The organism is Erwinia sp. S38 (genome assembly GCF_016624545.1).
Classification (GTDB): Bacteria; Pseudomonadota; Gammaproteobacteria; order Enterobacterales; family Enterobacteriaceae; genus Erwinia; species Erwinia coffeiphila.
Window position 1 is genome coordinate 128,844 of record NZ_JACVTS010000011.1, and the last position, 24,653, is coordinate 153,496.

General features: G+C 55.5%; 18 protein-coding genes. 7 read left to right on the forward strand and 11 right to left on the reverse strand.

What is annotated here, in order from left to right:
* Window positions 1–29 precede the first annotated feature (29 nt).
* Window positions 30–755, reverse strand: a complete 726-nt coding sequence (gene ubiG / locus IBT46_RS14030) for a bifunctional 2-polyprenyl-6-hydroxyphenol methylase/3-demethylubiquinol 3-O-methyltransferase UbiG (protein ID WP_200546175.1) — start codon at window positions 753–755, stop codon at window positions 30–32.
* A gap of 192 nt (window positions 756–947) precedes the next feature.
* Here ubiG and gyrA point away from each other — a divergent pair, with 192 nt between their 5' ends.
* The gene (gene gyrA, locus IBT46_RS14035; protein WP_200546176.1) at window positions 948–3,584 is read left to right on the forward strand and encodes a DNA topoisomerase (ATP-hydrolyzing) subunit A; all 2,637 of its coding nucleotides are present in this window, start codon (window positions 948–950) and stop codon (window positions 3,582–3,584) included.
* A gap of 111 nt (window positions 3,585–3,695) precedes the next feature.
* Here gyrA and IBT46_RS14040 read toward each other — a convergent pair whose 3' ends face one another.
* The gene (locus IBT46_RS14040) at window positions 3,696–4,709 is read right to left on the reverse strand and encodes a hypothetical protein (protein ID WP_200546177.1); all 1,014 of its coding nucleotides are present in this window, start codon (window positions 4,707–4,709) and stop codon (window positions 3,696–3,698) included.
* A gap of 79 nt (window positions 4,710–4,788) precedes the next feature.
* On the opposite strand from IBT46_RS14040, the gene IBT46_RS14045 reads away from it, so the two are divergent.
* Window positions 4,789–5,772: an AraC family transcriptional regulator gene (locus IBT46_RS14045; protein WP_200546178.1), complete on the forward strand. Its 984-nt coding sequence runs from the start codon at window positions 4,789–4,791 to the stop codon at window positions 5,770–5,772.
* 94 nt (window positions 5,773–5,866) lie between these two features.
* Window positions 5,867–8,716, forward strand: a complete 2,850-nt coding sequence (gene rcsC, locus IBT46_RS14050) for a two-component system sensor histidine kinase RcsC (protein WP_200546179.1) — start codon at window positions 5,867–5,869, stop codon at window positions 8,714–8,716.
* A gap of 40 nt (window positions 8,717–8,756) precedes the next feature.
* Here rcsC and rcsB read toward each other — a convergent pair whose 3' ends face one another.
* The 3 genes from rcsB to IBT46_RS14065 are packed head-to-tail and all read right to left on the reverse strand — an operon-like array spanning window position 8,757 to window position 13,240.
* Entirely contained in the window at window positions 8,757–9,407 is a 651-nt protein-coding gene (rcsB, locus tag IBT46_RS14055; protein ID WP_105591299.1) for a response regulator transcription factor RcsB, read from the reverse strand.
* A 1-nt stretch (window position 9,408) separates the two neighbouring features.
* The gene (gene rcsD / locus IBT46_RS14060) at window positions 9,409–12,072 is read right to left on the reverse strand and encodes a phosphotransferase RcsD (protein ID WP_200546180.1); all 2,664 of its coding nucleotides are present in this window, start codon (window positions 12,070–12,072) and stop codon (window positions 9,409–9,411) included.
* Window positions 12,073–12,085: 13 nt separating this feature from the next.
* On the reverse strand, window positions 12,086–13,240 hold the full coding sequence (locus IBT46_RS14065; RefSeq protein WP_200546181.1) for an MFS transporter: 1,155 nt from the start codon (window positions 13,238–13,240) through the stop codon (window positions 12,086–12,088).
* Between the two features lie 773 nt (window positions 13,241–14,013).
* Here IBT46_RS14065 and ompC point away from each other — a divergent pair.
* The 4 genes from ompC to IBT46_RS14085 all read left to right on the forward strand — a co-directional run bounded on the left by ompC (window position 14,014) and on the right by IBT46_RS14085 (window position 19,063).
* The gene (gene ompC / locus IBT46_RS14070) at window positions 14,014–15,117 is read left to right on the forward strand and encodes a porin OmpC (protein ID WP_200546182.1); all 1,104 of its coding nucleotides are present in this window, start codon (window positions 14,014–14,016) and stop codon (window positions 15,115–15,117) included.
* A gap of 477 nt (window positions 15,118–15,594) precedes the next feature.
* Window positions 15,595–16,653 (forward strand): FAD:protein FMN transferase ApbE, encoded by a 1,059-nt coding sequence (apbE, locus tag IBT46_RS14075; protein WP_200546183.1) that lies wholly within the window; start codon window positions 15,595–15,597, stop codon window positions 16,651–16,653.
* Window positions 16,654–16,662: 9 nt separating this feature from the next.
* The gene (gene alkB, locus IBT46_RS14080) at window positions 16,663–17,304 is read left to right on the forward strand and encodes a DNA oxidative demethylase AlkB (protein WP_200546184.1); all 642 of its coding nucleotides are present in this window, start codon (window positions 16,663–16,665) and stop codon (window positions 17,302–17,304) included.
* A gap of 106 nt (window positions 17,305–17,410) precedes the next feature.
* Complete coding sequence (locus IBT46_RS14085) at window positions 17,411–19,063, forward strand: multidrug ABC transporter permease/ATP-binding protein (protein ID WP_200546185.1); 1,653 nt, start codon at window positions 17,411–17,413, stop codon at window positions 19,061–19,063.
* 190 nt (window positions 19,064–19,253) lie between these two features.
* Here IBT46_RS14085 and IBT46_RS14090 read toward each other — a convergent pair whose 3' ends face one another.
* From IBT46_RS14090 to IBT46_RS14115, 6 genes are read right to left on the reverse strand one after another with little or no spacing between them, the layout of a single operon-like run.
* Window positions 19,254–20,048, reverse strand: coding sequence for an amino acid ABC transporter ATP-binding protein (locus IBT46_RS14090; RefSeq protein WP_200546186.1), 795 nt, complete (start codon window positions 20,046–20,048; stop codon window positions 19,254–19,256).
* A gap of 2 nt (window positions 20,049–20,050) precedes the next feature.
* Window positions 20,051–20,965 (reverse strand): amino acid ABC transporter permease, encoded by a 915-nt coding sequence (locus IBT46_RS14095; RefSeq protein WP_200546187.1) that lies wholly within the window; start codon window positions 20,963–20,965, stop codon window positions 20,051–20,053.
* Complete coding sequence (locus tag IBT46_RS14100) at window positions 20,952–21,476, reverse strand: GNAT family N-acetyltransferase (protein WP_105591307.1); 525 nt, start codon at window positions 21,474–21,476, stop codon at window positions 20,952–20,954. Before IBT46_RS14100 ends, IBT46_RS14095 begins: the two co-directional genes overlap by 14 nt.
* Before the next feature lie 10 nt (window positions 21,477–21,486).
* Window positions 21,487–22,428, reverse strand: a complete 942-nt coding sequence (locus tag IBT46_RS14105) for an ABC transporter substrate-binding protein (RefSeq protein WP_105591308.1) — start codon at window positions 22,426–22,428, stop codon at window positions 21,487–21,489.
* 52 nt (window positions 22,429–22,480) lie between these two features.
* Window positions 22,481–23,611: a M20 peptidase aminoacylase family protein gene (locus IBT46_RS14110; RefSeq protein ID WP_200546188.1), complete on the reverse strand. Its 1,131-nt coding sequence runs from the start codon at window positions 23,609–23,611 to the stop codon at window positions 22,481–22,483.
* A gap of 13 nt (window positions 23,612–23,624) precedes the next feature.
* Window positions 23,625–24,626: an LLM class flavin-dependent oxidoreductase gene (locus IBT46_RS14115; protein WP_200546189.1), complete on the reverse strand. Its 1,002-nt coding sequence runs from the start codon at window positions 24,624–24,626 to the stop codon at window positions 23,625–23,627.
* Window positions 24,627–24,653 lie beyond the last annotated feature (27 nt).

Genomic DNA, 24,653 nt, shown 5'->3' on the forward strand with positions numbered 1-24,653 from the left:
GCCCCGGCCAATCGACCGGGGTAGAAATTTTACTCCACGCGGTGCGTATGGACCATGTAATTAACATCCACACCCGGGGCCAGCTTGAAGTGGTTAGTCAGCGGGTTGTAGTGCAGGCCAATCATATGGCGTTCGCGCAGTGTGGTTTCATCCACCCAGTTCAGCAACTCGGCGGGGCGAATCAGCTTCTTGATATCATGCGTGCCGCGCGGCACCATGCGCAAAATGTATTCCGCGCCGACAATCGCCATCAGCCAGGCTTTGCTGTTGCGGTTAATCGTCGAGAAGAACACTTCACCACCCGGCTTCACCAGCTTAGCGCAGGCGTGAACCACCGAGCGCGGATCGGGGACGTGTTCCAGCATCTCCATGCAGGTCACCACATCGTACTGTCCGGCAAACTGTTCGGCATGCTCTTCAACCAGCTGCTGGATATAATCAATTTTTACGCCGCTTTCCAGCGCGTGCAGGCGAGCAACCTGCAGCGGCTCGGCCCCCATATCCAGGCCGGTAACGTTCGCGCCTTCACGCGCCATGCTTTCCGCAAGAATGCCGCCGCCGCAGCCGACGTCGAGGATCTTTTTACCGAACAGGCCCCCGGCATGCTGCGCAATATAGCCCAGGCGCAGCGGGTTGATGCGGTGCAGCGGTTTGAACTCGCCTTCCAGATCCCACCAGCGCGAAGCAACGGCTTCAAATTTAGCAATTTCACCGCTATCAACGTTCTGCGCGGCCCCGTTTTGTTCTTTATTCATTGGGTTATTACTCCAGCCAAAGTTTGCTGCAGTATACATGTTTCGCCGTGCCTGTGGGCACCACTGCGGGCCAGAGCGACCTGAGAATGCAATAAAGCGGCCAAACTGACGCTTTCCGTTCACCACCTGGGCGCAGTGTGATATACTTTCGCACCTTTGAATCCGGGAATAATCTAGAGGGATAGCGGCTCCATGAGCGACCTAGCCAGAGAAATCACACCGGTTAATATCGAGGAAGAGTTAAAGAACTCTTACCTTGATTATGCCATGTCGGTCATCGTTGGCCGCGCATTACCAGACGTTCGCGATGGCCTGAAGCCGGTTCACCGCCGCGTGCTTTACGCCATGAACGTTCTCGGTAACGACTGGAATAAACCGTATAAAAAATCCGCCCGTGTTGTCGGCGACGTTATCGGTAAATATCACCCGCATGGCGACACCGCCGTGTATGACACCATTGTGCGTATGGCACAGCCGTTCTCCCTGCGCTATATGCTGGTAGATGGTCAGGGTAACTTCGGTTCCGTCGACGGCGACTCCGCTGCAGCGATGCGTTATACCGAAGTGCGCATGTCTAAAATCGCCCACGAGCTGCTGGCGGATCTGGAAAAAGAGACCGTCGATTTTGTGCCAAACTATGATGGCACCGAGCAGATCCCGGAAGTGATGCCAACGCGAGTGCCTAACCTGCTGGTAAACGGTTCTTCCGGTATTGCCGTGGGGATGGCGACGAATATTCCGCCGCACAACCTGACCGAAGTCATCAATGCCTGCCTGGCGTTTATTGAAGATGAAAACATCAGCGTTGAAGGCCTGATGGAGCACATCCCGGGGCCGGACTTCCCGACGGCGGCAATCATCAATGGCCGTCGCGGCATTGAAGAGGCCTACCGCACCGGTCGCGGCAAGATCTACATCCGCGCACGTGCTGACGTAGAAGCCGATGCCAAAACCGGCCGTGAAACCATCATCGTGCACGAAATTCCGTATCAGGTGAACAAAGCGCGCCTGATCGAGAAAATTGCCGAGCTGGTGAAAGAAAAGCGTCTTGAAGGTATCAGCGCGCTGCGCGATGAGTCCGATAAAGACGGCATGCGCATCGTGATCGAAGTGAAACGCGATGCGGTCGGTGAAGTGGTTCTGAACAACCTCTACTCGCTGACCCAGCTGCAAACTTCCTTCGGCATTAACATGGTGGCACTGCATCAGGGCCAGCCAAAAATTATGCCGCTGAAGGATATTCTCGAAGCCTTCGTGCGTCACCGCCGTGAAGTGATTACCCGCCGCACCATCTTCGAACTGCGCAAGGCTCGCGATCGTGCGCACATCCTTGAAGCGCTGGCCGTGGCGCTGGCCAACATCGACCCGATCATTGAACTGATCCGTCGTGCGGCATCGCCTGCTGAAGCAAAAGCGGGGCTGATTGCTCGTTCGTGGGAGCTGGGCAATGTGTCCGCCATGCTCGAACGCGCCGGCGACAACGCAGCGCGTCCGGAATGGCTGGAAGAGCAGTACGGTATTCGCGACGGTCAGTACTACCTCACCGAGCAGCAGGCTCAGGCGATTCTGGATCTGCGTCTGCAGAAACTGACCGGCCTTGAGCATGAAAAACTGCTGGATGAGTACAAAGAGCTGCTGATGCAGATCGCTGAACTGCTGCGCATTCTGGAAAGCGCCGAGCGCCTGATGGAAGTGATCCGCGAAGAGCTGGAGCTGATCCGCGATCAGTTCGGCGATAAGCGCCGTACCGAAATTACCGCTAACAGCGCCGACATCAACATCGAAGACCTGATCACTCAGGAAGATGTGGTGGTCACCCTGTCGCACCAGGGCTACGTCAAGTACCAGCCGCTAAGCGACTACGAAGCTCAGCGCCGTGGTGGTAAAGGTAAATCGGCCGCGCGCATCAAAGAAGAAGACTTTATTGACCGTCTGCTGGTGGCCAACACGCACGATACCATTCTGTGCTTCTCCAGCCGTGGCCGTCTCTACTGGATGAAGGTTTACCAGCTGCCGGAAGCCAGCCGTGGCGCGCGTGGGCGTCCGATCGTCAACCTGCTGCCGCTTGAGGCCAATGAGCGTATCACCGCGATTCTGCCGGTGCGTGAATACGCCGAAGGCTGGAATATCTTTATGGCTACCGCCAGCGGTACCGTGAAGAAAACCGCCCTGACCGAATTCAGCCGTCCTCGCAGCGCCGGTATTATTGCCGTCAACCTGCGTGATGATGACGAACTGATCGGCGTATCGCTGACCAACGGTAGCGATGAAGCGATGCTGTTCTCCGCCGCGGGTAAAGTGGTGCGCTTCGCGGAAAGCGCCGTGCGTGCCATGGGTCGTACCGCTTCCGGCGTGCGCGGCATCAAGCTTGCCGAAGGCGATCGCGTGGTGTCTCTGATCGTTCCTCGCGATGATGGTGCGATTCTGACGGTGACCCAGAACGGTTACGGTAAGCGTACAGCGAACACCGAATATCCAACCAAGTCGCGCGCAACGCAGGGTGTTATTTCGATCAAAGTGACCGAACGTAACGGACCGGTGATCGGTGCAGTGCAGGTTGTCGACAGCGATCAGATCATGATGATTACCGATGCCGGTACGCTGGTGCGTACGCGCGTTTCGGAAGTCAGCGTGGTTGGCCGTAACACTCAGGGCGTTATTCTGATCCGTACTGCGGAAGAAGAAAACGTGGTGGGGCTGCAGCGTGTAGCCGAGCCGGTTGCGGAAGAAGAGCTGGATGCCATCGACGGCAGCGTTGCGGAAGGGGATGATGAGATCGCCCCGGAAGTGGATAATGACGATGATGCTACTGAGGCAGATGACGAGTAATCGTTGATGCTGTAGTTATTTGAGAAGCCGGTTCAGATGAACCGGCTTTTTTATTGCCAAAAATTTAAGACTGGAAGACGTTACGCAGAAATACCCCTCTGCATTTAGCCGTTAAGGCTGTGTTGCGTTAGTTTCAATCCCCGCCTGCTGTATAAATTCCGTGACTGCGGTTATCGTCTGCTGGTGAATCCGCTCCCGCTCTGCGGCGGGAGTATCGCAGATAAACGCTTCTCCCTCTTCGGCCAGAATCTTCTCCGCCGTCGGCTGGCAGACCGGCAGGAAATCAAAGTGCCCGGCCTGTGGCATGATCTGGCGTGGCGTGTGTATTTCCTCTGTCCCCAGCGTCATTTTTCCCGTTGGCCGACTGTAATAGCCTGCGGCAAGGGTCAGTACCGGAATGGAAATGACCTCCAGGCTTTCCGGCGTTAAGACATAGCTCATCCCCGGATCGAGTGCGATAGCGAAGGTGATTCGCGAATCGCGATAGCTGGCCGAGAGGCGGGCATCCTCAGTTTTCTCCAGCTGTATTCCGTTTTGCTTGTAAAAACGACAGTCCGGCATCTGCGGCATATCCTCGCAGTAATGCGTTAAGCGCTGGCGGTTAATCAATCCGCCCGCCAGTGCCAGCACGCTGTAACCGCCTTTGGAGTGGCCTGTCGCGCCTATTTTGCTTACATCAATGCTGTTCTTCCAGACGCCAGCTGCAAGATAGTGGTCAAGCATCAACGACAAATCGCGGGTTTGCAGCGTCAAATCCGTTTCAGGCCGCGAATCCCCGGTGGTGCTTCCGGGGTGACTGGCCGCCACGACGATAGCGCCGCGTTCTGCCAGCGCCGTAGCAAGCCAGGCAAGGCTGGTATTATTTCCCCCGCTGCCGTGACTTAATAAAATCAGCGGGAAACGGCCGCTGGCTATCGGGGCATCGGGGATCGCTTTATAGCCGGTAAAAACCCTATTGCTGCCCAGCAGCTGTGGCTCGCCGTTGCTAGTGGTGGGATAAAATATTCGTACTTTCAGATCCCGCCCCGGGGAGACGTTTTCCAGCGTTTCCAGCCGGTTTCCCACACTGTAGCTCCAGCCGCTAACGGGAATAAGTAAAAGTACCAGGTAAATAAACAGGCGCATTAATTTTTCTCCTTGTGTATAAAGGTCTGATTATCAGCTTGTTAGCGGCGCCTGGCGTCCTCGATCGCGATAGAGTCCTATGTTGATACCGATTAATTTTTTTCTGAGTCTGATTTGTCTGCTGTTGTTGGTTAAACGCTGGCAGGCCGGTTGGGTGTGGCGTGGATTGTTGCTGCTGTGTCTGATCCACAGTCTGAACGCCGGAATCAGTACGCTCCTGGATAGCGCTATCTGGCATAAGCTGCAACCGGTTACCGGTGCCATGCTGCCGCTTGCCTGCCTGCTGGCGCTCCGGGAGCAGCAGGCTAAACCGCTGAGATACGGGCTGAGCCTGCTGCCTGCACTGCTGATGGCGGCGACCGTCACCGGTTTCCCGCAGGCGATTGATGTACTGATGCCGGTTATCTGGTTCGCCTGTGCTGGTTTGATGTTAACTTCCCTCAAAGCGGGCAGCGACGTGCTGCCAACGGTGGCGCTGGAGCGCAGTGTTCCTACTGTTAAAACCTGGCGTTGGCTGGCAATCATGCTTATCGCGGTGGCGCTGTTGGATGTGGCCGTTTCACTGTTGGTTAACTTTGCCAGTGGGGCAGGGGTCCAGCTGTTGCTGTTCTGCGGTAATCTGCTGGTTTGTGCTGTTTTATCGTTGTCGCTGGTGTTGGCCCCGGCCAACCCCATGCAGCCAGAACCCGTTTTGCCGAGGCAGCCCGATACCGGTGACCATGATATTTTTATCGGCATTGAGCGGCTGATGCAGGAAGGTCTTTACCGGCGGACAGATTTGAATCTGGCGCTGCTGGCGCGTAAAGCCGGCATCCCGGCGCGGCGCGTTTCGGCGGCGATTAATGCGCTACGCCAGCAAAGCGTGTCGCAATATGTCAACGGTTGGCGGATTAGGGAGGCCTGCGAGCACCTGCGCCGGGAAGACGGAACCGTGATTGAGATTATGGAAGAGGTCGGGTTTCTGACAAAATCCAACTTTAATCGTGAATTTCGCCGCGTTTGTGGCACAACGCCATCGGAGTGGCGTAAATCCGCCTCGGAACAGACTGAATTAACGCGCTGAGCCTGCGGTGCAAACTGGCTTTTTTAGCAGGCTGGCGCTACTGTATCGGCACGTTTGCTATCATCAGCCTGTTTTGGACGTCAGTGGGTTCCATTTGAAATATCTCGTCTCTTTCCGCACCACGTTACGCATTTCCCGCTATCTGTTCCGCGCGCTGGCGTTGATGCTGTGGACGCTCGGCGCGCTGCTGACCGCGTTTTACATTATCAACGTACTGCATGAAAGAGAATCGCAGGTCCGTCAGGAGTTTAATACCAGCTACGATCAAACGCAGTGGTATGTCCGGCACTCCGCAGATGTGACCCGCGAGTTGAAGTTTATTGCTGAGAACCGGCTTAATGCCGCCAATAACGGGCTTGATGTGTTAAGCGGTGTGTTTCCCGGTAAAACCGCCACGCCACAATTTTATCCGCTGTATGCCGACTCTGACTGCAGTGCGATGAGTAACACGTGGCGCAGTTCGCTTGAATCCCTCAGCTACTTCCTGCACTACTGGAAGGATAATTTTGCGACGGCCTACGATCTGAACCGGGTGTTCTTCGTGGGGGGCGAAAGCCAGTGTCTGGCGGACTTTGGCGTCGGTAACGCCTCGGTAGACCGTGAAAGAGCATTAAAGCTGCTGAATGAACGTATTCTTAAGTACCGCAATGGTAATGAAGACGAGCGGAAAAGCAGCGTCTTCTGGGTAGCTCCGACAGCTCAGCCCGGCGTGGGTTATTACTACATGATTACCCCGGTTTACATCGCGAACAAAGTTGCTGCGCTGCTTGGCATTGAGCAGTCTATTCGTATGGAAGATTTTATCACTCCGGGCAGCCTGCCGGTGACGGTCACTCTGGTTGATGAAGATAATCAGCGGGTGCTCTCTTCCGCTCGTGGCGGCCCGTCGTTTTCATCCGACGATTTACCGGACGATGATGCCTGGTTCGGCTATGTTCAGGGCTATAAGCAGCTGATCATGAAAAAAAGCCTGCCGCCTTCGTCGCTGAGCGTCGTGTACTCCGTTCCCACCGATGTGATGGTGGAGCAGCTTAAAATCCTGATCGTTAATGCCGTGCTGCTGAATCTGATTAGCGCACTGCTGCTGTTTACTCTGGCCTGGCTGCTTGAGCGGCGGATGTTTTTACCGGCGGAAGATAACGCCCATCGGCTGGAAGAACACGAGCAGTTTAACCGTAAAATTGTGGCTTCCGCCCCGGTAGGGATCTGTATCCTGCGGACCAGCGACGGCACCAACATCCTCAGTAACGAGCTGGCGCATAATTATCTCACTATCCTGACGCAGGAAGATCGCCAGCGGCTGACTGAAATTATCTGCGGCCAGCAGGCCAATCTGGTGGATGTACTGACCGGCAGTAATACCAACCTGCAAATTAGCTTCGTTCACTCTCGCTACCGTAACGAGAACGTCGCCATCTGCGTGCTGGTGGATGTCAGCGCACGCGTGAAAATGGAAGAGTCGCTGCAGGAGATGGCGCAGGCGGCGGAGCAGGCCAGCCAGTCCAAGTCGATGTTCCTGGCCACCGTGAGCCACGAACTGCGTACGCCGCTTTATGGCATTATCGGCAACCTCGATCTGCTGCAAACCAAAAGTCTGCCACAGGGGGTGGAGTCGCTGGTCACCGCGATGAACAACTCTTCCAGTCTGCTGCTGAAGATCATCAGCGACATCCTGGACTTCTCCAAAATTGAATCGGAACAGTTGAAAATTGAACCGCGTGAGTTTTCCCCACGCGAAGTGGTCACCCATATCACCTCTAACTATCTGGCGATGGTGATTAAGAAGCGCCTGACGCTGTGGTGTTTTATCGACAATGATGTTCCGGTAACGCTGAACGGCGATCCGATGCGTCTGCAACAGGTGCTTTCAAACCTGCTCAATAATGCCATTAAATTCACTCATACCGGCGGCATCATCCTGCATGTATACGTGCGCGATGGCTATCTGGCATTCCGCGTGCGTGATACCGGTGTGGGAATACCGGGTAAAGAAGTCATCAAGCTGTTCGATCCATTCTTCCAGGTCGGCAGCGGCGTGCAGCGTAATTTCCAGGGAACCGGGCTTGGGCTGGCGATCTGTGAAAAACTAATCAATATGATGGATGGCGATATTGAGGTGGATTCCGAACCGGGTATGGGAAGCCAGTTTACTATTCGTATCCCTCTTTATAACAGCAACGTTGCTGCGCCGGTCCTGCATGACGGATTGCAGGATAAACACTGCTGGCTGGCGATACGTAACGACACGCTGGCGGATTTCCTCTGCCGCTCGCTGCCGCAGCAGGGTATTCAGGTGCATCGCTATGAAGGCGAATACGCAGCGGATGATGTCGTTATCACCGACCATGATTTCCAGCCGGACAGCGACGTTCGCGCGGTGATACGCTTTGATGCCAGGCACAACGGAGCACCGCAGGAGCTGATTGCCGGTCGATGGATCTACAGCACCATCGCACCTCACGAGCTGGTGTCCCTGCTGGGGCGCATTTACCGCGTTGAGGTGGAGCTTCCCGCTGAACTGTCGCAGGCGGTTGTAGCCGATCAGCAGGCGGTGAGCAATGACGATATTCTGATTCTGGTGGTAGACGATCACCCCATTAACCGCATGTTGCTGTCGGATCAGCTGGGATCGCTGGGGTATCGGGTGAAAACCGCGCAGGATGGCGTCGACGCGCTAAACGTTATCAGCCGCAGCGAAATCGACATCGTGCTAACCGACGTTAATATGCCGAATATGGATGGCTATCGCCTGACTCAGCGTTTACGCCAGCTGGGTCAAACCTTCCCGGTGGTCGGCGTTACCGCCAATGCACTGGCAGAAGAAAAACAGCGCTGTATGGAAGCGGGAATGGATAACTGCCTGTCGAAGCCGGTGACGATGGATGTTTTACAGCAGGCACTGGCGTTTTATGCCGAGCGGGTGAGAAAGGGCAGGGCGGGGTAAAGTACGTGGGGCGACCTGAATCTGTCGCCCCATCGAGGATTTACTCTTTATCAACCGAGGACATGCTGACGGATGACAGGTAGTTCAGCAGGGCAATGTCGTTTTCCACGCCCAGTTTCATCATTGCTGACTTCTTCTGGCTACTGATGGTTTTGATACTGCGATTCAGTTTCTTGGCGATTTCAGTGACCAGGAAGCCTTCTGCGAACAGGCGCAGTACTTCGCTCTCTTTTGGCGACAGGCGTTTATCACCGTAACCGCCCGCGCTGATTTTCTCCAGCAGCTTTGCCACGCTCTCTGGCGTATATTTTTTGCCTTTCTGCAGTGCGGCAAGAGCTTTAGGCAGATCGGTCGGCGCGCCCTGTTTCAGCACAATTCCTTCGATGTCCAGATCCAGCACGGCGCTCAGTATTGCCGGGTTATTGTTCATGGTCAGAACGATAATCGACAGGTCAGGATAGTGGCGTTTGATGTATTTGATCAGCGTAATACCGTCGCCGTATTTATCTCCAGGCATAGACAGGTCGGTGATCAGTACGTTGGCCTCAAGCTTAGACAGGCTGTTGATCAAACTTGTGGAGTCTTCAAATTCCCCTACAACGTTGACCCATTCAATTTGTTCTAGGGATTTACGAATACCAAACAGGACAATGGGATGGTCGTCGGCAATGATTACATTCAGGTTATTCATTTTATGGGTTACCTTGCTGCAGCAGCTCGTTGACGTAATGGTCAATTTCACTGGTGGTATTTTTAATGTTTGAATCGTTACATTCGCGGATGTGCTGCTCTAACGTTTCGCAGAGCTGCTTGCCGGGGAGCAGGTTGAGCATGGCAAACACACCTTTAAGCCGGTGTGCTGTCTGAGCAAGCGCACTGTATTCCCTGTTTGCTGCCTCATTATACAACCTCCTGACATCATCCGGAACTGTGTCCACAAATAGCTGGAAATAACCGCTGGCGAATAGCTGTGCCAAATCCTGCGGTTCCGTGCTTTCTTCAGCCGACTCTTCCTGTGCCAGCTGTTGTTCGATCAGCTGCAACAGTGCATCCTGCATTGCGCTACTGATATTGAAATTAACCCGATACTGGCCGTGAGCCAGCAGCGTAAAGCCGGGCTCGTCGTCTGCAAGCAGCAATGACCACGGCGTCAGTCGTGACGGATCGTCAGTAACCAGCACATCATGCTGCTGGCCGGAGAAGCGCTCATCTGGCGTAATGCAGTTGGCACCCCAGTCTTCAAGTTGATGCACCACAATTTTACGCACGTCATCAACAGTGATATCAATCAGGGCATTCACACCTTCCAGCAGTTTTTCTTCCTGTTCCTGCTGCGGCTCGGATGGCAGCGGTAGCTGAATGCTGTATCGGGAGCCAATTTCCGCCGTCGCATGAATATCGAGCTGGCCGCCAAGCTGTTTGCAAAGCTGTTTACAAAGGAAGAAGGCCATACCGGATGCCTGACCAAAGCGATCTTTATGCGTTTCACCGAGGAACGGGAAATCGGTGTTGGCCATTTCGTCAGCCGACAGGCCGGAACCGGTATCCACAATATCAATCACCAGCCGTTCCCGATTATCCGTGGCGGTATTGACCGTCAAACTGACTCGCCCCCACGTTGTTGTGGTAATAGCATAGTACATCAGCGTGGAGAGGATTTTTGCCATGGCGCGACGGTCGCCCAGCCGCAGTTCATCGCTGCTCAGATGATTAGCGATCATCAGCGTTAAGCCTTTACGCCGCATCATCGGCAGAACGTCCTGAGCCAGTTCATCCAGCAGCGTTTGTACATTAAACAGGCCCACTTCCGGAGCCCAGTCCAGCGTTTCAAGCTGATTCAGCAGTACGATATCGTCGATCAGACGTTCAAGAGACTGTGCCGATTCCAGGGAGTGATTAAGCGATTCCACATCGTAATCGCTGCCCAGGGTCAGCAGGCGCTGAATCACATCGCTGAGCGGACGCTGGAGGGCATGACCCAGATTCTGTAACAGCTGCTGCCGGGACTGATGATTTTTATCCAGAACCTGTTGCGCCTTCTGCAGTTTTTTATTAACCAGCAGTTCACGGTCCTGATCGCGCATCATAAACAGCTGCGTATGCGGAGAGATTGCACTGCGCGCGTGGCGAATTTCATAGACTTCATTGTTGACCGTCGCCTGCAAAACGCCCTGATGCTGATCGGACATATTGATAATTTTTTGCAGGTTCAGATGCGGCAACAGGTGTTCCGCAATCTTGTTACAGAGCAGCGTGCGGTTGTTCGCAAAATCGTAAACCAACAGGCCGACCGGCAGCGTGGCGACAATTTCCTCGTTAAGCTGACGCAGTGATTCCAGTTCGGCACTTTGATTTTCACTCGGCCGCAGCGACTGCTGGCGGAGCAGGAACAAGCCGGCGAGCGACAGCAGTAGCAGGCTGAGATTCGCCAGCAGCGGCCAGAGTAAATTGTGCAGCGTATCCAGCGCCAGTTCGGTCACCGGCACGCGATACACCAGCTGCAAAGGGGTTCCGGAGAGCGATGTCGCAATTTCTATATTGGGATTCACCCAGTTAATGCGCGCTTTACTGCTGTTATCCTCACTGTCGCTACCTTCAGCTACCGGCGCAGTATCCTGCCGCAGCTGGAAGTTTTCCAGCGGCATGGCTTCAGGAATGATGTCATTCACCGGCAGATCGAAGGCCACTACCGTTGCCAGGTGACCGGGCTGATTGAAGGTGGTGCGCATAGTAAAGTAGTGGTCGTTTTGCCAGCTTAACCGCCGTAGCGGAGAGAAACTTTCGCGCTCATCCAGTGCATTCGCCTGCTGGAGCATTTCCGCCCGGCGCGCCTCAACGATATTGCTGATGGCGTTATCTTTGTAGCGCGTTGCCATATCCTTCAGTGGCAGAGTTGAAACCAGAATCAGGCTGTTGTCCTGACCATTCAGGAAATACATTGACCAGGTACTGTTTTCAGCCCCCCAGAGGGTATCCAGATAGTTGGACATGCGCTGCGACATATCCAGCGTGCTGCTGTCGTGCGAGCCGAAAATCAGCGCCTCCGTTTTGCGCCGGTTCTTTTCCAGTGCGTAGACATCAGGACGCAGTCGGGTTTCCTGTAAGCTTTCGGAAGGCGCTGTGCCCGCTGCGGTCGCCGCCAGATTTTCATAAATCTGCCAGGTAGCAAAACGATAAGTATCAATGCGTTTCTGCATGGCGTGAGTAATATCATTCATCACGTAGTGCCTGGCCGTAAGCCAGGCACTCACCGCATTCTGAATCATAAAGCCGGATGCCAGCAGCAATAGCAGAATAAACAGCACGAAAAATCGCGTGACGTTAGCGGATGTCAACGGGAATTTATAGGTCGTCATACGTTGGCACCGCTCATCGGGTGATCAATCTCGCGCTGGCAGCAACGACTAACAGCAGTGCAGCAACGGCGCTGAAGGCGACCGAAAGACTTGACCACTGAGCAATAAAACCGATCAGTGCCGGGCCGGCAAGAATGCCTGCATAGCCAATCGTTGTCATCGCGGAGATAGCCAGGTTCACCGGCATGGTTTTTTGGTTTCCGGCTGCGCTGAACATAATCGGCACGGTGTTCGATGCACCAAAACCAACCAGTAAAAAGCCCACCAGCGTCATCGTTGAGTCGTTGATGGTTACCGCCAGTACCAGCCCTGCTGCGGCGCAAAGCGAACCAAAGAACAGTGTTGCTGTGCGGCCCGCTTTTAACACAACCCAGTCGCCGCATAATCTGCCGATGGTCATGGCGACGGAAAACACCGCATAGCCCATCCCTGCCTGCGCGGCGGGCACATCACGGCTATGAGTCAGAAACAGTGCGCCCCAGTCGAGAATGGCACCTTCGGCAAGAAACAGAATAAAGCACAATACACCGAGGAACAGCACCCAGCCGCGCGGCAGAACAAACATGGGGGTATCGGGCTGATGCAGGCGTTCGTTCAGGATATGGCGCTGGCAATAAAGATACAGTGCGATCAGCAGCAGATTAATCACCAGTACCGCATGCACCGGGGTCATGCCCAGAGCCAAAATCAGGCTCATCAGTCCGGCTCCGACGATACCGCCCATACTGAAGAAACCGTGAAAGCCGGACATCATCGCTTTGCCCGAACTTTTTTCGACTTCTACCGCCTGGATATTCATGGCGACGTCAATTAATCCAATCGATGCACCGAAGGCCATCAGCGCCAGCGCCAGAGAAAAAGGGGAAGAGAACAGGGCCAGAAGGGGCAGCAACACCAGTAAAAAAGCACTGCCGCAGGTAATAATACGCTTACAGCCATAACGTCCCACCAGAACGCCGGTTACCGGCATGGCAATCAGCGATCCCAGCCCGAGAAACAGCAGCAGCGTACCAAAGGAAGCATCGCTTAGCGCAGCACGATCTTTAGCATAAGGCACCAACGGTGCCCAGGCTGCCATACCAATCCCGGCGATTAAAAAAACGACACGAGTGGCTCGTTGATTTAACCGCGCTACATTCGCTGAGATCTGCGTTTCCAGTGTTGTCATTTTATCCATTCAGCCCGTGCAAAGTTAACCCCGTTTTTTACCACAATTGCCATGAGTAAAGAAGCGCAACGCTGCGTGGGGGGCGCTGTTCAAGCGGATAGCCGGGCTATCTGATCATTCAGCCAATCTTAATAACCTGAAAGGTCACACCTGTGAATCGGAATCGTCGGTTAGCGGCGATTTTCCAGAGGAGTCCTGGGCCGTGGTTTAAATCGGTAATGCGCCAATCTGCGCTATCTGGCGCTTTTCAGAAGCATAACTGTAGCGGCTATTTGTTTCCTTCAGACGGAGTGACGGGGAGAGAACGTTTACTTTACGGGGGAAATTAACTTTACGGAGATTCGCGCAGGAATTAAAAGCAAAAAAAACCGGGCAACAAGGCCCGGCGGAAATATTTGGGGTGACACAAATCATTCGGGGTGAATGAAGGTAATAATGAAATTAAATGATGATAGCGTAATTATTATAGCTTTTGCTGGATGGCGATATTTATCATTCAGTGCGCAAAATAACTGTTTTAAGTTATTGTTTTTAATGAATTTAATTATTTTTTGATTATTGATGCTGTATTATTTATCAATAAATGCCGTTTAAAAGTTCCCTTGAATTTACTTTTTGAAATATATGTAATATGTTCTGAAACATATTATTGTGTTTGGTATCATTTTCCTCGTAGATTATTGCCTGTAGTTCCTTAATATGACCTTCAACGCTGAATTAATACATTCAGTACGCAGTGGCAAATAAGATAAATAAAATGAGAGGGTAATTACATGAAACTTCGCGTTCTTTCGCTGATGATTCCAGCTCTGCTGGTAGCTGGTACTGCTGGCGCAGCTGAAATCTACAATAAAGACGGCAACAAACTGGATCTGTTCGGTAAAGTTGACGGTCTGCACTACTTCTCCGATGACAATGGTACCGACGGTGACCAGTCTTACCTGCGCTTTGGCTTCAAGGGCGAAACTCAGGTGACCGATCAACTGACCGGTTATGGTGAGTGGGAATATCAGGTTGCGCTGAACAACACCGAGTCTCAGGGGACTGCTGACAACTACACGCGTGTCGGTTTCGCGGGTCTGAAATTTGGCGATGCGGGGTCTCTGGACTACGGTCGTAACTACGGTGTTATGTACGACATTGGCGCATGGACCGACGTTCTGCCTGAGTTCGGTGGCGATACCTACGGTGCGGATAACTTCCTCTTCCAGCGTTCAAGCGGCCTTGCGACCTATCGTAACAATGACTTCTTCGGTCTGGTTGACGGCCTGAACTTTGCTATCCAGTATCAGGGCAAAAACGGCAGCCCGGAAGAAAGCAACAACGGTCGCGACGTTCTCGGCCAGAACGGTGATGGCTGGGGTCTGTCAACCACCTATGACATCGGTGAAGGCTTTGGTATCGGTGCCGCTATGTTCTCTTCTGACCGTACTGACGAGCAGAACAACAGCGCAGCGCTGGGTCACGGTGACCACGCGACCGCATACTCAGGCGGTCTGAAATACGACGCTAACAACATTTACCTGGCCGCCATGTATACTCGTGCGTACAACGCGACCCGTTTTGGCAGCATTGACTCCAGCGCTTACGGTTACGCAAACCAGGCAGATAACTGGGAACTGGTTGCGCAGTACCAGTTTGACTTCGGCCTGCGCCCATCTCTGGCATTTGTTAGCTCACGTGGCAAACAGATCGAAGGTTACGGTTCTCAGAACCTGAAACGCTACATTGATGTGGGTACCACCTACTACTTCAATAAAAACATGTCCACCTACGTTGATTACCAGATCAATCTGCTGGACGACAGCGCCTTCACCAACGCAGCCGGTATCAATACCGACGATGTAGTGGCAGTTGGTCTGGTTTACCAGTTCTAAGTCTTGCTACTACAGACGGGCTGAAGGATATCCCCTGATGCCTGTAAGTTGAAAGTAACGGAGCCGCTATCTTTTCAAGATGGCGGCTTTTTTATCATCGGTAGCCGCATAACCCTCTCTTAACGTCATCCTTTCCGCAATTAAAGTGCACTTGTGCTTTTGTTATCAGCAGCTAACCGTTTGTGGCTGTGGCTGTGGCTGTGGCTGTGGCTTGAGCGAGCCAGGCATAACCCGCCAGCGCCTGACTTTGCAAACGACCCGGAACAAATGCCACTCTGTACCGGTCCGACAGGCTAACAAACGAAGTGATGGCACCTTATTTCTAAACCGCCCCTGAATCGCCACACCGGCTTCCCTTGTCATTCCCGCCTCTGGCAAAGATAATCATCGCCACAAATTTTATACAGTATTTAAAAATGGCGCAGTCCTTGTAGCTCTGGCTAACGGCGTAACGGCAGCAAAAAGGTTAGAAAGAAAATGAAAGCGAACTGGCGACACTTTATCAGCCTGGCGGCCGCATTTTTGCTGGTGGCCTGCGACAACCCGCAAACCACCGCGCAGCAGGATGCCATGGTGCTGGAAGGGAAAACGATGGGAACCTACTGGCGCGTCAGCCTGGCGGGCGTGGATAACTCGCGCCGCGAAGCGTTGCAAAACGCCATCCAGCAGCAGCTGAATAACGATGACCATGAGCTTTCAACCTGGAAAAATGATTCCGTCCTTTCCCGATTCAACCAGTATCGCGGCAGCGACCCGCAGCCGGTCAGCGACAATATGGCCGATATCGTTACCCTGGCACTGCGAATTGGTCATCAAACCGGCGGGTCGATGGATATCACTATTGGACCCCTGGTTAATCTGTGGGGCTTCGGCCCGGACAAACAGCCCGTCAGCACCCCGAACATTCAGCAGATCGATGCCGCCCGCGCGCTGACCGGATTGCAGCACCTGCAGGTGATCAACCGTGCCGGGCAGGCATATCTGCAAAAAGATCTTCCCGGACTGTACGTGGACCTCTCAACCGTGGGTGAAGGTTTCGCCACCGACCACCTGGCGCGGCTGATGGAAAAAGAGGGCATCAACAACTACCTGGTGTCGGTAGGTGGGGCGGTGCTGACGCGTGGGCAAAATGCGCAGGGCAAAGCCTGGCAGGTGGCGATTCAGAAACCGACCGATCGTGAAAATGCGGTACAGGCCATCGTCGATCTGCAGGGACACGGCATCAGCACCTCCGGCAGCTATCGCAACTACTATGAGCTGGACGGCAAGCGTATTTCTCACGTGATCGATCCGGTCACCGGCCAGCCGATCCAGCATCGCCTGGTGTCCGCCACGGTGATTGCTACCACGGCGCTGGAGGCCGACGGCTGGGATACCGGGCTGATGGTACTGGGCGAGGAGAAAGCCAAAGCGCTGGCGCTGCGTGATAAGCTGGCGGTCTATCTGATCTATAAACAGGGCGACGGCTTTGCCAGCTGGATGTCGCCGCAGTTTAAGGCCTTTATACAGTCTGATACCGGCAGTGATAAACCCTGAGGAGTCGCTATGCTCGATCTGTTTGCCGAAGAGGAACCCTGGAGCGAACCGCTGGCCGATGGCGCGGTGATCCTGCGCCGACGTGCACTGAGCGATGCCGATGCGCTGCTTGAACAGGTGGCGCAGATTGCGGCACAGAACCCCTTTCACCATCGCATCACGCCCGGCGGCCACCGCATGTCGGTGGCGATGACCAACTGCGGGGGTCTGGGCTGGACCACTGACTCGCGCGGCTATCAGTACAGCGAGCAGGATAACGCCGGGGGAACCCGCTGGCCGCCTATGCCGACGCTGTTTCGCCAGCTTGCCGTCAGTTGCGCCGCCGAAGCCGGTTTCCCACATTTTAATCCCGACGCCTGCCTGCTTAACCGCTATGAGCCGGGGGCCAAACTGACCCTCCATCAGGATAAGGATGAACGCGACCTGCGCCAGCCGATCGTTTCCGTCTCGCTCGGGCTGCCTGCGGTCTTCCAGTTTGGTGGTTTTGAGCGGAGTGACGCCACCACGCGGGTGCTGCTGGAGCACGGTGATGTGGTGGTGTGGGGCGGGCCTTCACGGCTGCGCTATCACGGAATTCTGCCGCTTAAACCCGGTATTCACCCTCAGGCCGGAGCGTTCCGCTTTAATCTGACCTTCCGCCGCGCGCATTAACCCCGGCTTAACACGCAGCCAATGCGGTGATAATGAGAATTAGTATTGATATAGCCCACTATCTCATTACACTGCTAGCTGCTTTTTTACCTGCCGGGATGTTTTCATGGAGTTGCTCCACGTTGTTTATAAGCAGTATCGCTGGTCGTTTATCGGCGTGATCCTGCTTAGCCTGCTCAGCGCCGTGCTGGGTATTGGCCTTATCGCCTTTATCAACCGCGAACTGATCGTTACTCTCAACTCTTCACTGATGGTGCTGCCGCAGTTCCTTGGCCTGCTGCTGTTGCTGATGGCGGTGACGCTGGGGTCCCAGCTGGCGCTGACCCTGTTGGGACACCACTTTGTCTATCGCCTGCGCGGTGAATTTATCCGCCGGATCCTGGATACTCGCGTCGAGCGCATCGAGCAGATTGGTAACGCCCAGCTGCTGGCGGCGCTGACCAGCGACGTGCGTAATATCACCATCGCTTTCGTGCGTCTGCCCGAACTGATCCAGGGGATTATACTAACCGTGGGATCGGCGGCCTATCTGGGCTGGCTGTCACCGAAAATGCTGGTGGTCACCGCCATCTGGGTTGCTATCACGATTTTCGGCGGCTGGCTGCTGGTATCGCGCGTTTACCGCCATCTGGAAGTGTTGCGAAATACCGAAGAACGCCTGTATGCCGATTTCCAGACCATTATTGAAGGCCGCAAAGAACTGGCGCTGAACCGCCAGCGCGCGCAGCAGATTTTTGACGATGTCTACGGTGAGGATGCCCGCACTTATCGCCATCATATCGTGCGCGCGGATACCTACCATCTCAGCGCCGTGAACTGGTCGAATATTATGATGCTCGGCGCGATCGGGCTGGCATTCTATCTGGCCAATAGCCTGGGCTGGGCCGATACCGCCGTGGCCGCCACCTATTCGCTGACGCTGCTGTTCCTGCGTACGCCGATGCTGTCTGCCGTTGGCGCGCTGCCGACGCTGCTGACCGCGCAGGTGGCGTTCAACAAGCTCAATACCTTTAAGCTGGCCGACTACCAGGCTGAATTCCCGGCGCAGCGCGGTAAAAAAGCGTGGCAGACGCTGGAGCTGCGCAACCTGGTGTTCCACTACGGCGATAGCGGATTCAGCGTCGGACCGATCAATATGGTTCTCAACCGTGGCGAGCTGGTGTTTCTGATTGGCGGTAACGGCAGCGGAAAATCCACGCTGGCGATGCTGCTGACCGGGCTATATCAGCCGGTTTCCGGCGAGATCCTGCTCGACGGCAAAGTGATTCAGCCCGAATCGATGGATGATTACCGGCAGCTGTTCTCGGCGGTATTTACCGATGTGCATCTGTTCGATCGGCTCATCGATGACAGCGGCCAGCCGGCCGATCCCGAGCGGGTACAGGCGTGGCTGGAACGGCTACAGATGCAGGATAAGATCCAGCTCGACGGCAACCGCATACTGAATCTGAAGCTGTCGAAAGGGCAGAGCAAGCGGCTGGCGCTGCTGCTGGCCACCGCCGAACAGCGCGACGTTCTGCTGCTTGACGAGTGGGCGGCGGATCAGGACCCGCACTTCCGTCGTATCTTCTATCGCGAGCTGCTGCCGTGGCTACAGGGGCTGGGTAAAACCGTCTTTGCTATCAGCCATGACGATCACTATTTCCTGCATGCCGATCGCCTGCTGGAAATGCGTCAGGGGCATCTCAGTGAGCTGACCGGGGCCGAGCGGGATATGGCCACGCTGGACGCGGTAAAACGCACCGATACCGCGGGCTGACCGGGCAGGGCGCTTTGCATAAGTTCAGCTACTATTGTTATTAGTCAACGGGTTAGTACAGGGGTAAGCTGATTGCAACGGTTGAGTACCGCCGTTAACTTCCCTGAACTTTCTCGTCGTCTTACCAAATGGTTGCAACGGCTTATCATTATGATAAGCCGTTTTTTTATGCATCAGAGAGGGGGAGAGATTAGAGAACTTTGGCGAGGAAGCGGCTGGTGCGCGGATGCTGCGGGTTGTTCAGCACCTGATGTGCGCTGCCCTGTTCAACGATTTTACCGTCAACCATAAAGACCACATTATCGGCCACCTCGCGCGCAAAGCCGATTTCATGGGTGACCACCACCAGCGTGGTGCCGGAGCGGGCGAGCTTTTTAATGGTATCCAGTACTTCACCAACCAGCTCCGGGTCCAGCGCGGAGGTCGGCTCATCAAACAGAATAACTCGTGGATCGAGCGCCAGTGCACGAGCAATCGCGATGCGCTGCTGCTGACCACCGGAAAGATGGCGCGGCCAGGCATCCGCCTTATGACGTAATCCCACCGTATCCAGCAGCTCTCCGGCGCGTTCTATCGCCTGCTGCCGCGTTAATCTTTTATGCACAATGGGCGCTTCAATAATGTTTTCCAGCACCGTCAGATGCGGGAACAGATTGAAATTCTGGAAGACGTAGCCCACTTCAGTACGCTGCTTAAGAATCGCTTTTTCCTTCAGTTCGTACAGCTTGTCACCTTTACGACGATAGCCAATGTAGTCGCCGTCAATGCGGATAAAGCCTTCGTCGACGCGTTCCAGATGATTAATCGCCCGCAGCAGGGTGGATTTACCGGAGCCGGAAGGGCCGAGGATCACCGTCACCGAACCCGGCGGCAGCTCGAGCGACACATTATCCAGCGCCTTGAAGCGGCCAAAGCTTTTGCTGACGTGGGTAATCGAAATATGGCCGCGCACCGCGTGGCTGTGCAGATCGAGGGCTTCTGACATCGTTAGCTCCTTAGCGGGGTGATCGCCGCAGTCTGGCGGCGTAAGCGCCAGCGTGGACGCGGAGTAGAAGATTCACGGGTTGCACTGCGGGCCAGCCAGCGCTCGACATAGTGCTGCAGAATCGACAGTACGGTGGTGATCAGCAGATACCAGACGGCGGCCACCATCAGCAGCGGGATAACCTGCTGCGTGCGGTTGTAGACCATCTGAATGGTGTAGAACAGTTCCGGCATCGCCAGTACGTACACCATCGCGGTGCCTTTGGCGAGGCTGATAATTTCGTTAAAGCCGGTCGGGATAATTGAGCGCAGCGCCTGCGGCAGGATAATGCGCAGCGTGCGGCGCGAGCCCGGCAGGCCCAGCGCGGCGGCGGCTTCAAACTGACCCTGATCGACGCCGAGTATGCCACCGCGAATAATCTCAGCGGTATAGGCCGACTGCACCAGCGTCAGGCCGATTACGGCGGTGCTGAACTGGCCAAGTACGTCAATGGTCTGGTATTCGGCAAAGGTCAGCGGAGTAAACGGAATACCAATCGACAGTGTGTCGTAGAGGTAAGAGAAGTTGTAGAGAATAATCAGCACCACAATCAGCGGCAGCGAGCGGAACAGCCAGATGTAGCCGAAAGCCAGTCCTGAAAGCAGCCACGAAGGCGAAAGGCGGGCCAGCGCCAGCAGGCCGCCAAAGAAAATACTGAGTACCGTGGCGATCAGCGTCAGCAGCAGGGTCTGGCCCAGGCCGCTGAGGATCGCCGGGTGGAAGAACCAGTGCGCGAAGACCTTCCACTCCCAGCGAGGATTAAAGGCCACCGACTGAATCACGACCGCCAGCACAAACAGGGCAATAAACCCGCCCAGCACTCTGAGCGGATAGCGGGCAGGGACCACGCGCAGGGTTTCCGTTTCATTGTGTTTCATGAGCGGCTCCTGCGGTAACATGCTGATTCAGCAGCTTGCGGAAGCGCAGTCGGCCATCATGGGGCGGCAGGCTGTACTCTTCCGGGTTACGGGTGATATCGAACTGCGGCTGATAGCCGTGGGAAAGATAGAGCCTGACGGCTTCCGGCTGGCGGAAACCGGTGGTGAGGAACACGCCTGTGTAACCTGCCAGCTCGGCGCGTCGCTCCAGTTCAACCAGCACCTGTAGTGCCAGCCCCTGGCGGCGCAGATCGCTGCGCGTCCAGATGCGTTTCAGCTCGGCGGTTTCCGCGTCGAGCGCCTTGTAGGCGCCCATTGCAATAATCTCCCCATCGCGCTCCAGCACCACAAATGTACCCCGTGGCGGCAGATACCATTCGGTCAGCTCGACTTCCGCGTCGCGGGCGAAAAAATCACCGTAGCGGGCGCTGTATTCGCCAAACAGACCTTCGATAATCGGTGCCAGCTCCGGGGCTTCCGGTGACAGCTGGCGGAACTGTGCTTGACTCATCACGAACTCCTTAGTCGCCCAGACCCGGCGGGTTGATCTCGGAGCGATCCAGGCGTTCAATGCCTTCGCCCCAGCGGTTCAGTACCTTGTCGTACTCGCCGCTTTTAATCACGCCGTTCAGCGCGGTGTTCACCGGTGTTACCAGGCCATTACCTTTCTTCAGCGTCACCGCGATGTGTGCCGCCTTCGGCCAGCCGCCGTCAACGCTGCCTACCAGTTTGGTCTGGCCGGTCAGCGCCGCTTTCCATGCGCCGATCACGTTTGGACCAAAGAAGGCATCCGCACGGCCGGACTGCAGTGCCAGCGTCTGCGCGGCATCATCCTTCACGTAGATTGGGGTAAACGGCTTCAGGCCTTTTTTCTGGTTGGCTTCATCCCAGGCCAGCAGGATCGCTTCCTGGTTGGTGCCGGAGCCGACGATAATCCGCAGGCCGGCAATATCTTCCGCTTTTTTCAGCGAGGTGATTTTGCTGGTGGACTTCACGTAAAAGCCCAGTGAATCCTGGCGGTAGGTGGCGAAGTCAAACTTCTCTTTACGCTCTTTGGTGACCGTCACGTTGGTGATCGCCGCGTCGTATTTGCCGGAGCTGACGCCCAGCGGCCAGTCTTCCCATGAAGTTGGTACTACGTTCAGCTCAAGACCCAGGCTATCAGCCACCAGGCGAGCGATATCCACTTCGCTACCCTGCAGGGTTTTGTTGTCATCGGAGAACAGCGTCAGCGGCGGTGAGTTCAGCGCGGCTACCGCCACGGTAAATTTACCCGGCACGGCGAAGCGGTGATCCTTAGGGATCTGCGCCACGGCTTCAGGGTTCACCGGCGCATGGATCGGCGCGGCATTGGCTTCCACGCTGATCCCCGTGCCGTTCACGGTGACGGTTTCGGCCCAGGCTCCGCTGGTCAACAGGGCGGTAGCAACGAACAGTCCTGACAGTAATGAGGTTTTAAGCATAATGTTTACTCTTATTATTTGAATGTGCAGGTGGAAACGCAGTTTGCTGTGGCTAACTAATTTCACGCAGCGCGGCTTCCGCCAGCTGGCTGAAATAACGGGCGGCCGGTTCGATCAGGCTTTCATCCGGTTTAAATCCGGGATGATGCAGACCGAATTCGCTGGCGCTGCCGATACTGACGAAGGTGCCAGGGGTGTTGTGCAGGTAGAAGGCGAAATCTTCCCCGCCCATTTGCAGGTCGGCGTGCTGTACGGTGTAACCGGCTTCCGCCGCGACCCCTTTACTGAATTCTGCCCAGCGCTCGGTGTTTACCAGCGCCGGAGGCCCCGGATGCCAGTTGAGCTTCGCCGTTGCACCGAAGCCTTCGGCGATGCTGCTAATCAGCTGCTGGAAGCGTTGCGGTAATGATTCACGAATGGCGTCGTTGTGGGTTCGCACCGTCCCTTCCAGTACCACGGTCTGCGGCAGCACGTTCCAGGTATTGCCGCCCTCAATGCGGGTGACGCTGACTACCACCGATTCCAGCGGGCTGTAGCTGCGGCTGACCAGCGTTTGCAGTGCGGTAACGATCTGGCTGGCAATCACAATCGCGTCAATGCCCTCCTGCGGACGGGCGGCGTGGGCACCTTTACCGGTGACTTCGAAGTCAAAGCGATCGACGTTGGCATAAAACGGCCCGCCGCGCGTGGCGAAAGTGCCAACCGGCAGTTCCGGCGCGTTATGCATGCCGAAAATCGCGCTTACGCCTTCCAGCGCACCGGCTTTGATCAGCGTTTTCGCCCCGCCAAAGCGTTCTTCCGCTGGCTGAAACAGCAGACGTACCCGGCCTGGCAGCGTTTTCTCACGCGCTTTCAGCAGCAGTGCAGCACCAAGGATCACCGAGGTATGTACATCGTGACCGCAGGCGTGCATCACACCGGGATTCTGTGAGCGAAATTCAACCGGGACCACCTCTTCGATCGGCAGTGCATCGATGTCGGCACGCAGCGCAATCAGTGCGTCACCCTGACCGATCTCGGCCACGACACCGGTATTCAGCCCGTAAGGCTGCGGCTCGATGCCAGCGCTGCGCAGCCAGCCCTGAATGCGTTCAGTGGTGGCAAATTCCTGATTGGACAGCTCGGGGAACTGATGCAGTTCACGTCGCCATGCGATTAACTGTTGTCCAAGATTCTGACTCATTGTGCTCTGCTCCTCAGGCGGCGACCAGGCGATGGCTGGCCAGTAGTTCCAGCGATTTCACCCGCGCCGCGCCGCTGCTGACCGGCGTATCAATAACAAACTCTTCAATGCCGTACTGCTGATGCAGCGCTTCCAGCTCGTTATGAACCTGTTCGGCTGTGCCTTTAATGACCGCAGCTTCGCGCGGTTCGATGCGGTAATTCGTGGCGTTCGCCTGACGAATAAAGGCTTCCGCCTGGGCAATCGTACCAACAGTGACGCTCTGGCCATTTTCTACATGAACACGGTAGTGCTGCAGATCGGCGGCAAGCAGGTCGGCATCTGCCGCTGACTCAGCCACAATCACCTGCACCGCTACCAGCGCCGACTGCCCGCCGCTCAGACGACGATAGGTTGCCAGCGTCTGCTCCAGCTCCTGGCGGTTACCGTTAAGATGCGCGGCAAAAACAAACTGCCAGTTCAGCTCGGCGGCCAGTTGCGCGCTGCCTTCGCTGGCACCCAGTAGAAAACGCTGAGCCGGGCGGGCAGGGACCGGGGTCGCCAGCAGCTGGTCTTCGGTTTGGCTGTCGCTGGTGGTGGCGTTCAGCCAGCCTTCCAGCGCCCGCAGCTGGCTGGAGAAATCGCCTTTCGCTTCGGCGTTAATGCCGTGCTGCAATGCGCGGGTAGACAGCGGCAGGCCGCCAGGCGCTTTGCCCACGCCAAGATCGACGCGGCCCGGAGCCAGAGAGGCCAGCAGGTTAAAGTTTTCCGCCACTTTATAAGGGCTGTAGTGCTGCAGCATTACGCCGCCGGAACCGACGCGCAGATGGCGGGTATGGGCCAGAATCCAGGCGATCAGCACTTCCGGTGACGGGCTGGCCAGAGCCTGCGTATTGTGGTGTTCAGCCAGCCAGAAGCGGTGAAAGCCCCACTCTTCGGCTTTTTGCGCCAGCAGTAATGTCCTTGCCAGTGCCTGGGCAGGCGTTTCACCTTCTGCTACCGGACTTTTATCCAGCAGGCTCAATTGATAAGCCATAATTAATCCTTAATGTGCTTCAGTTGC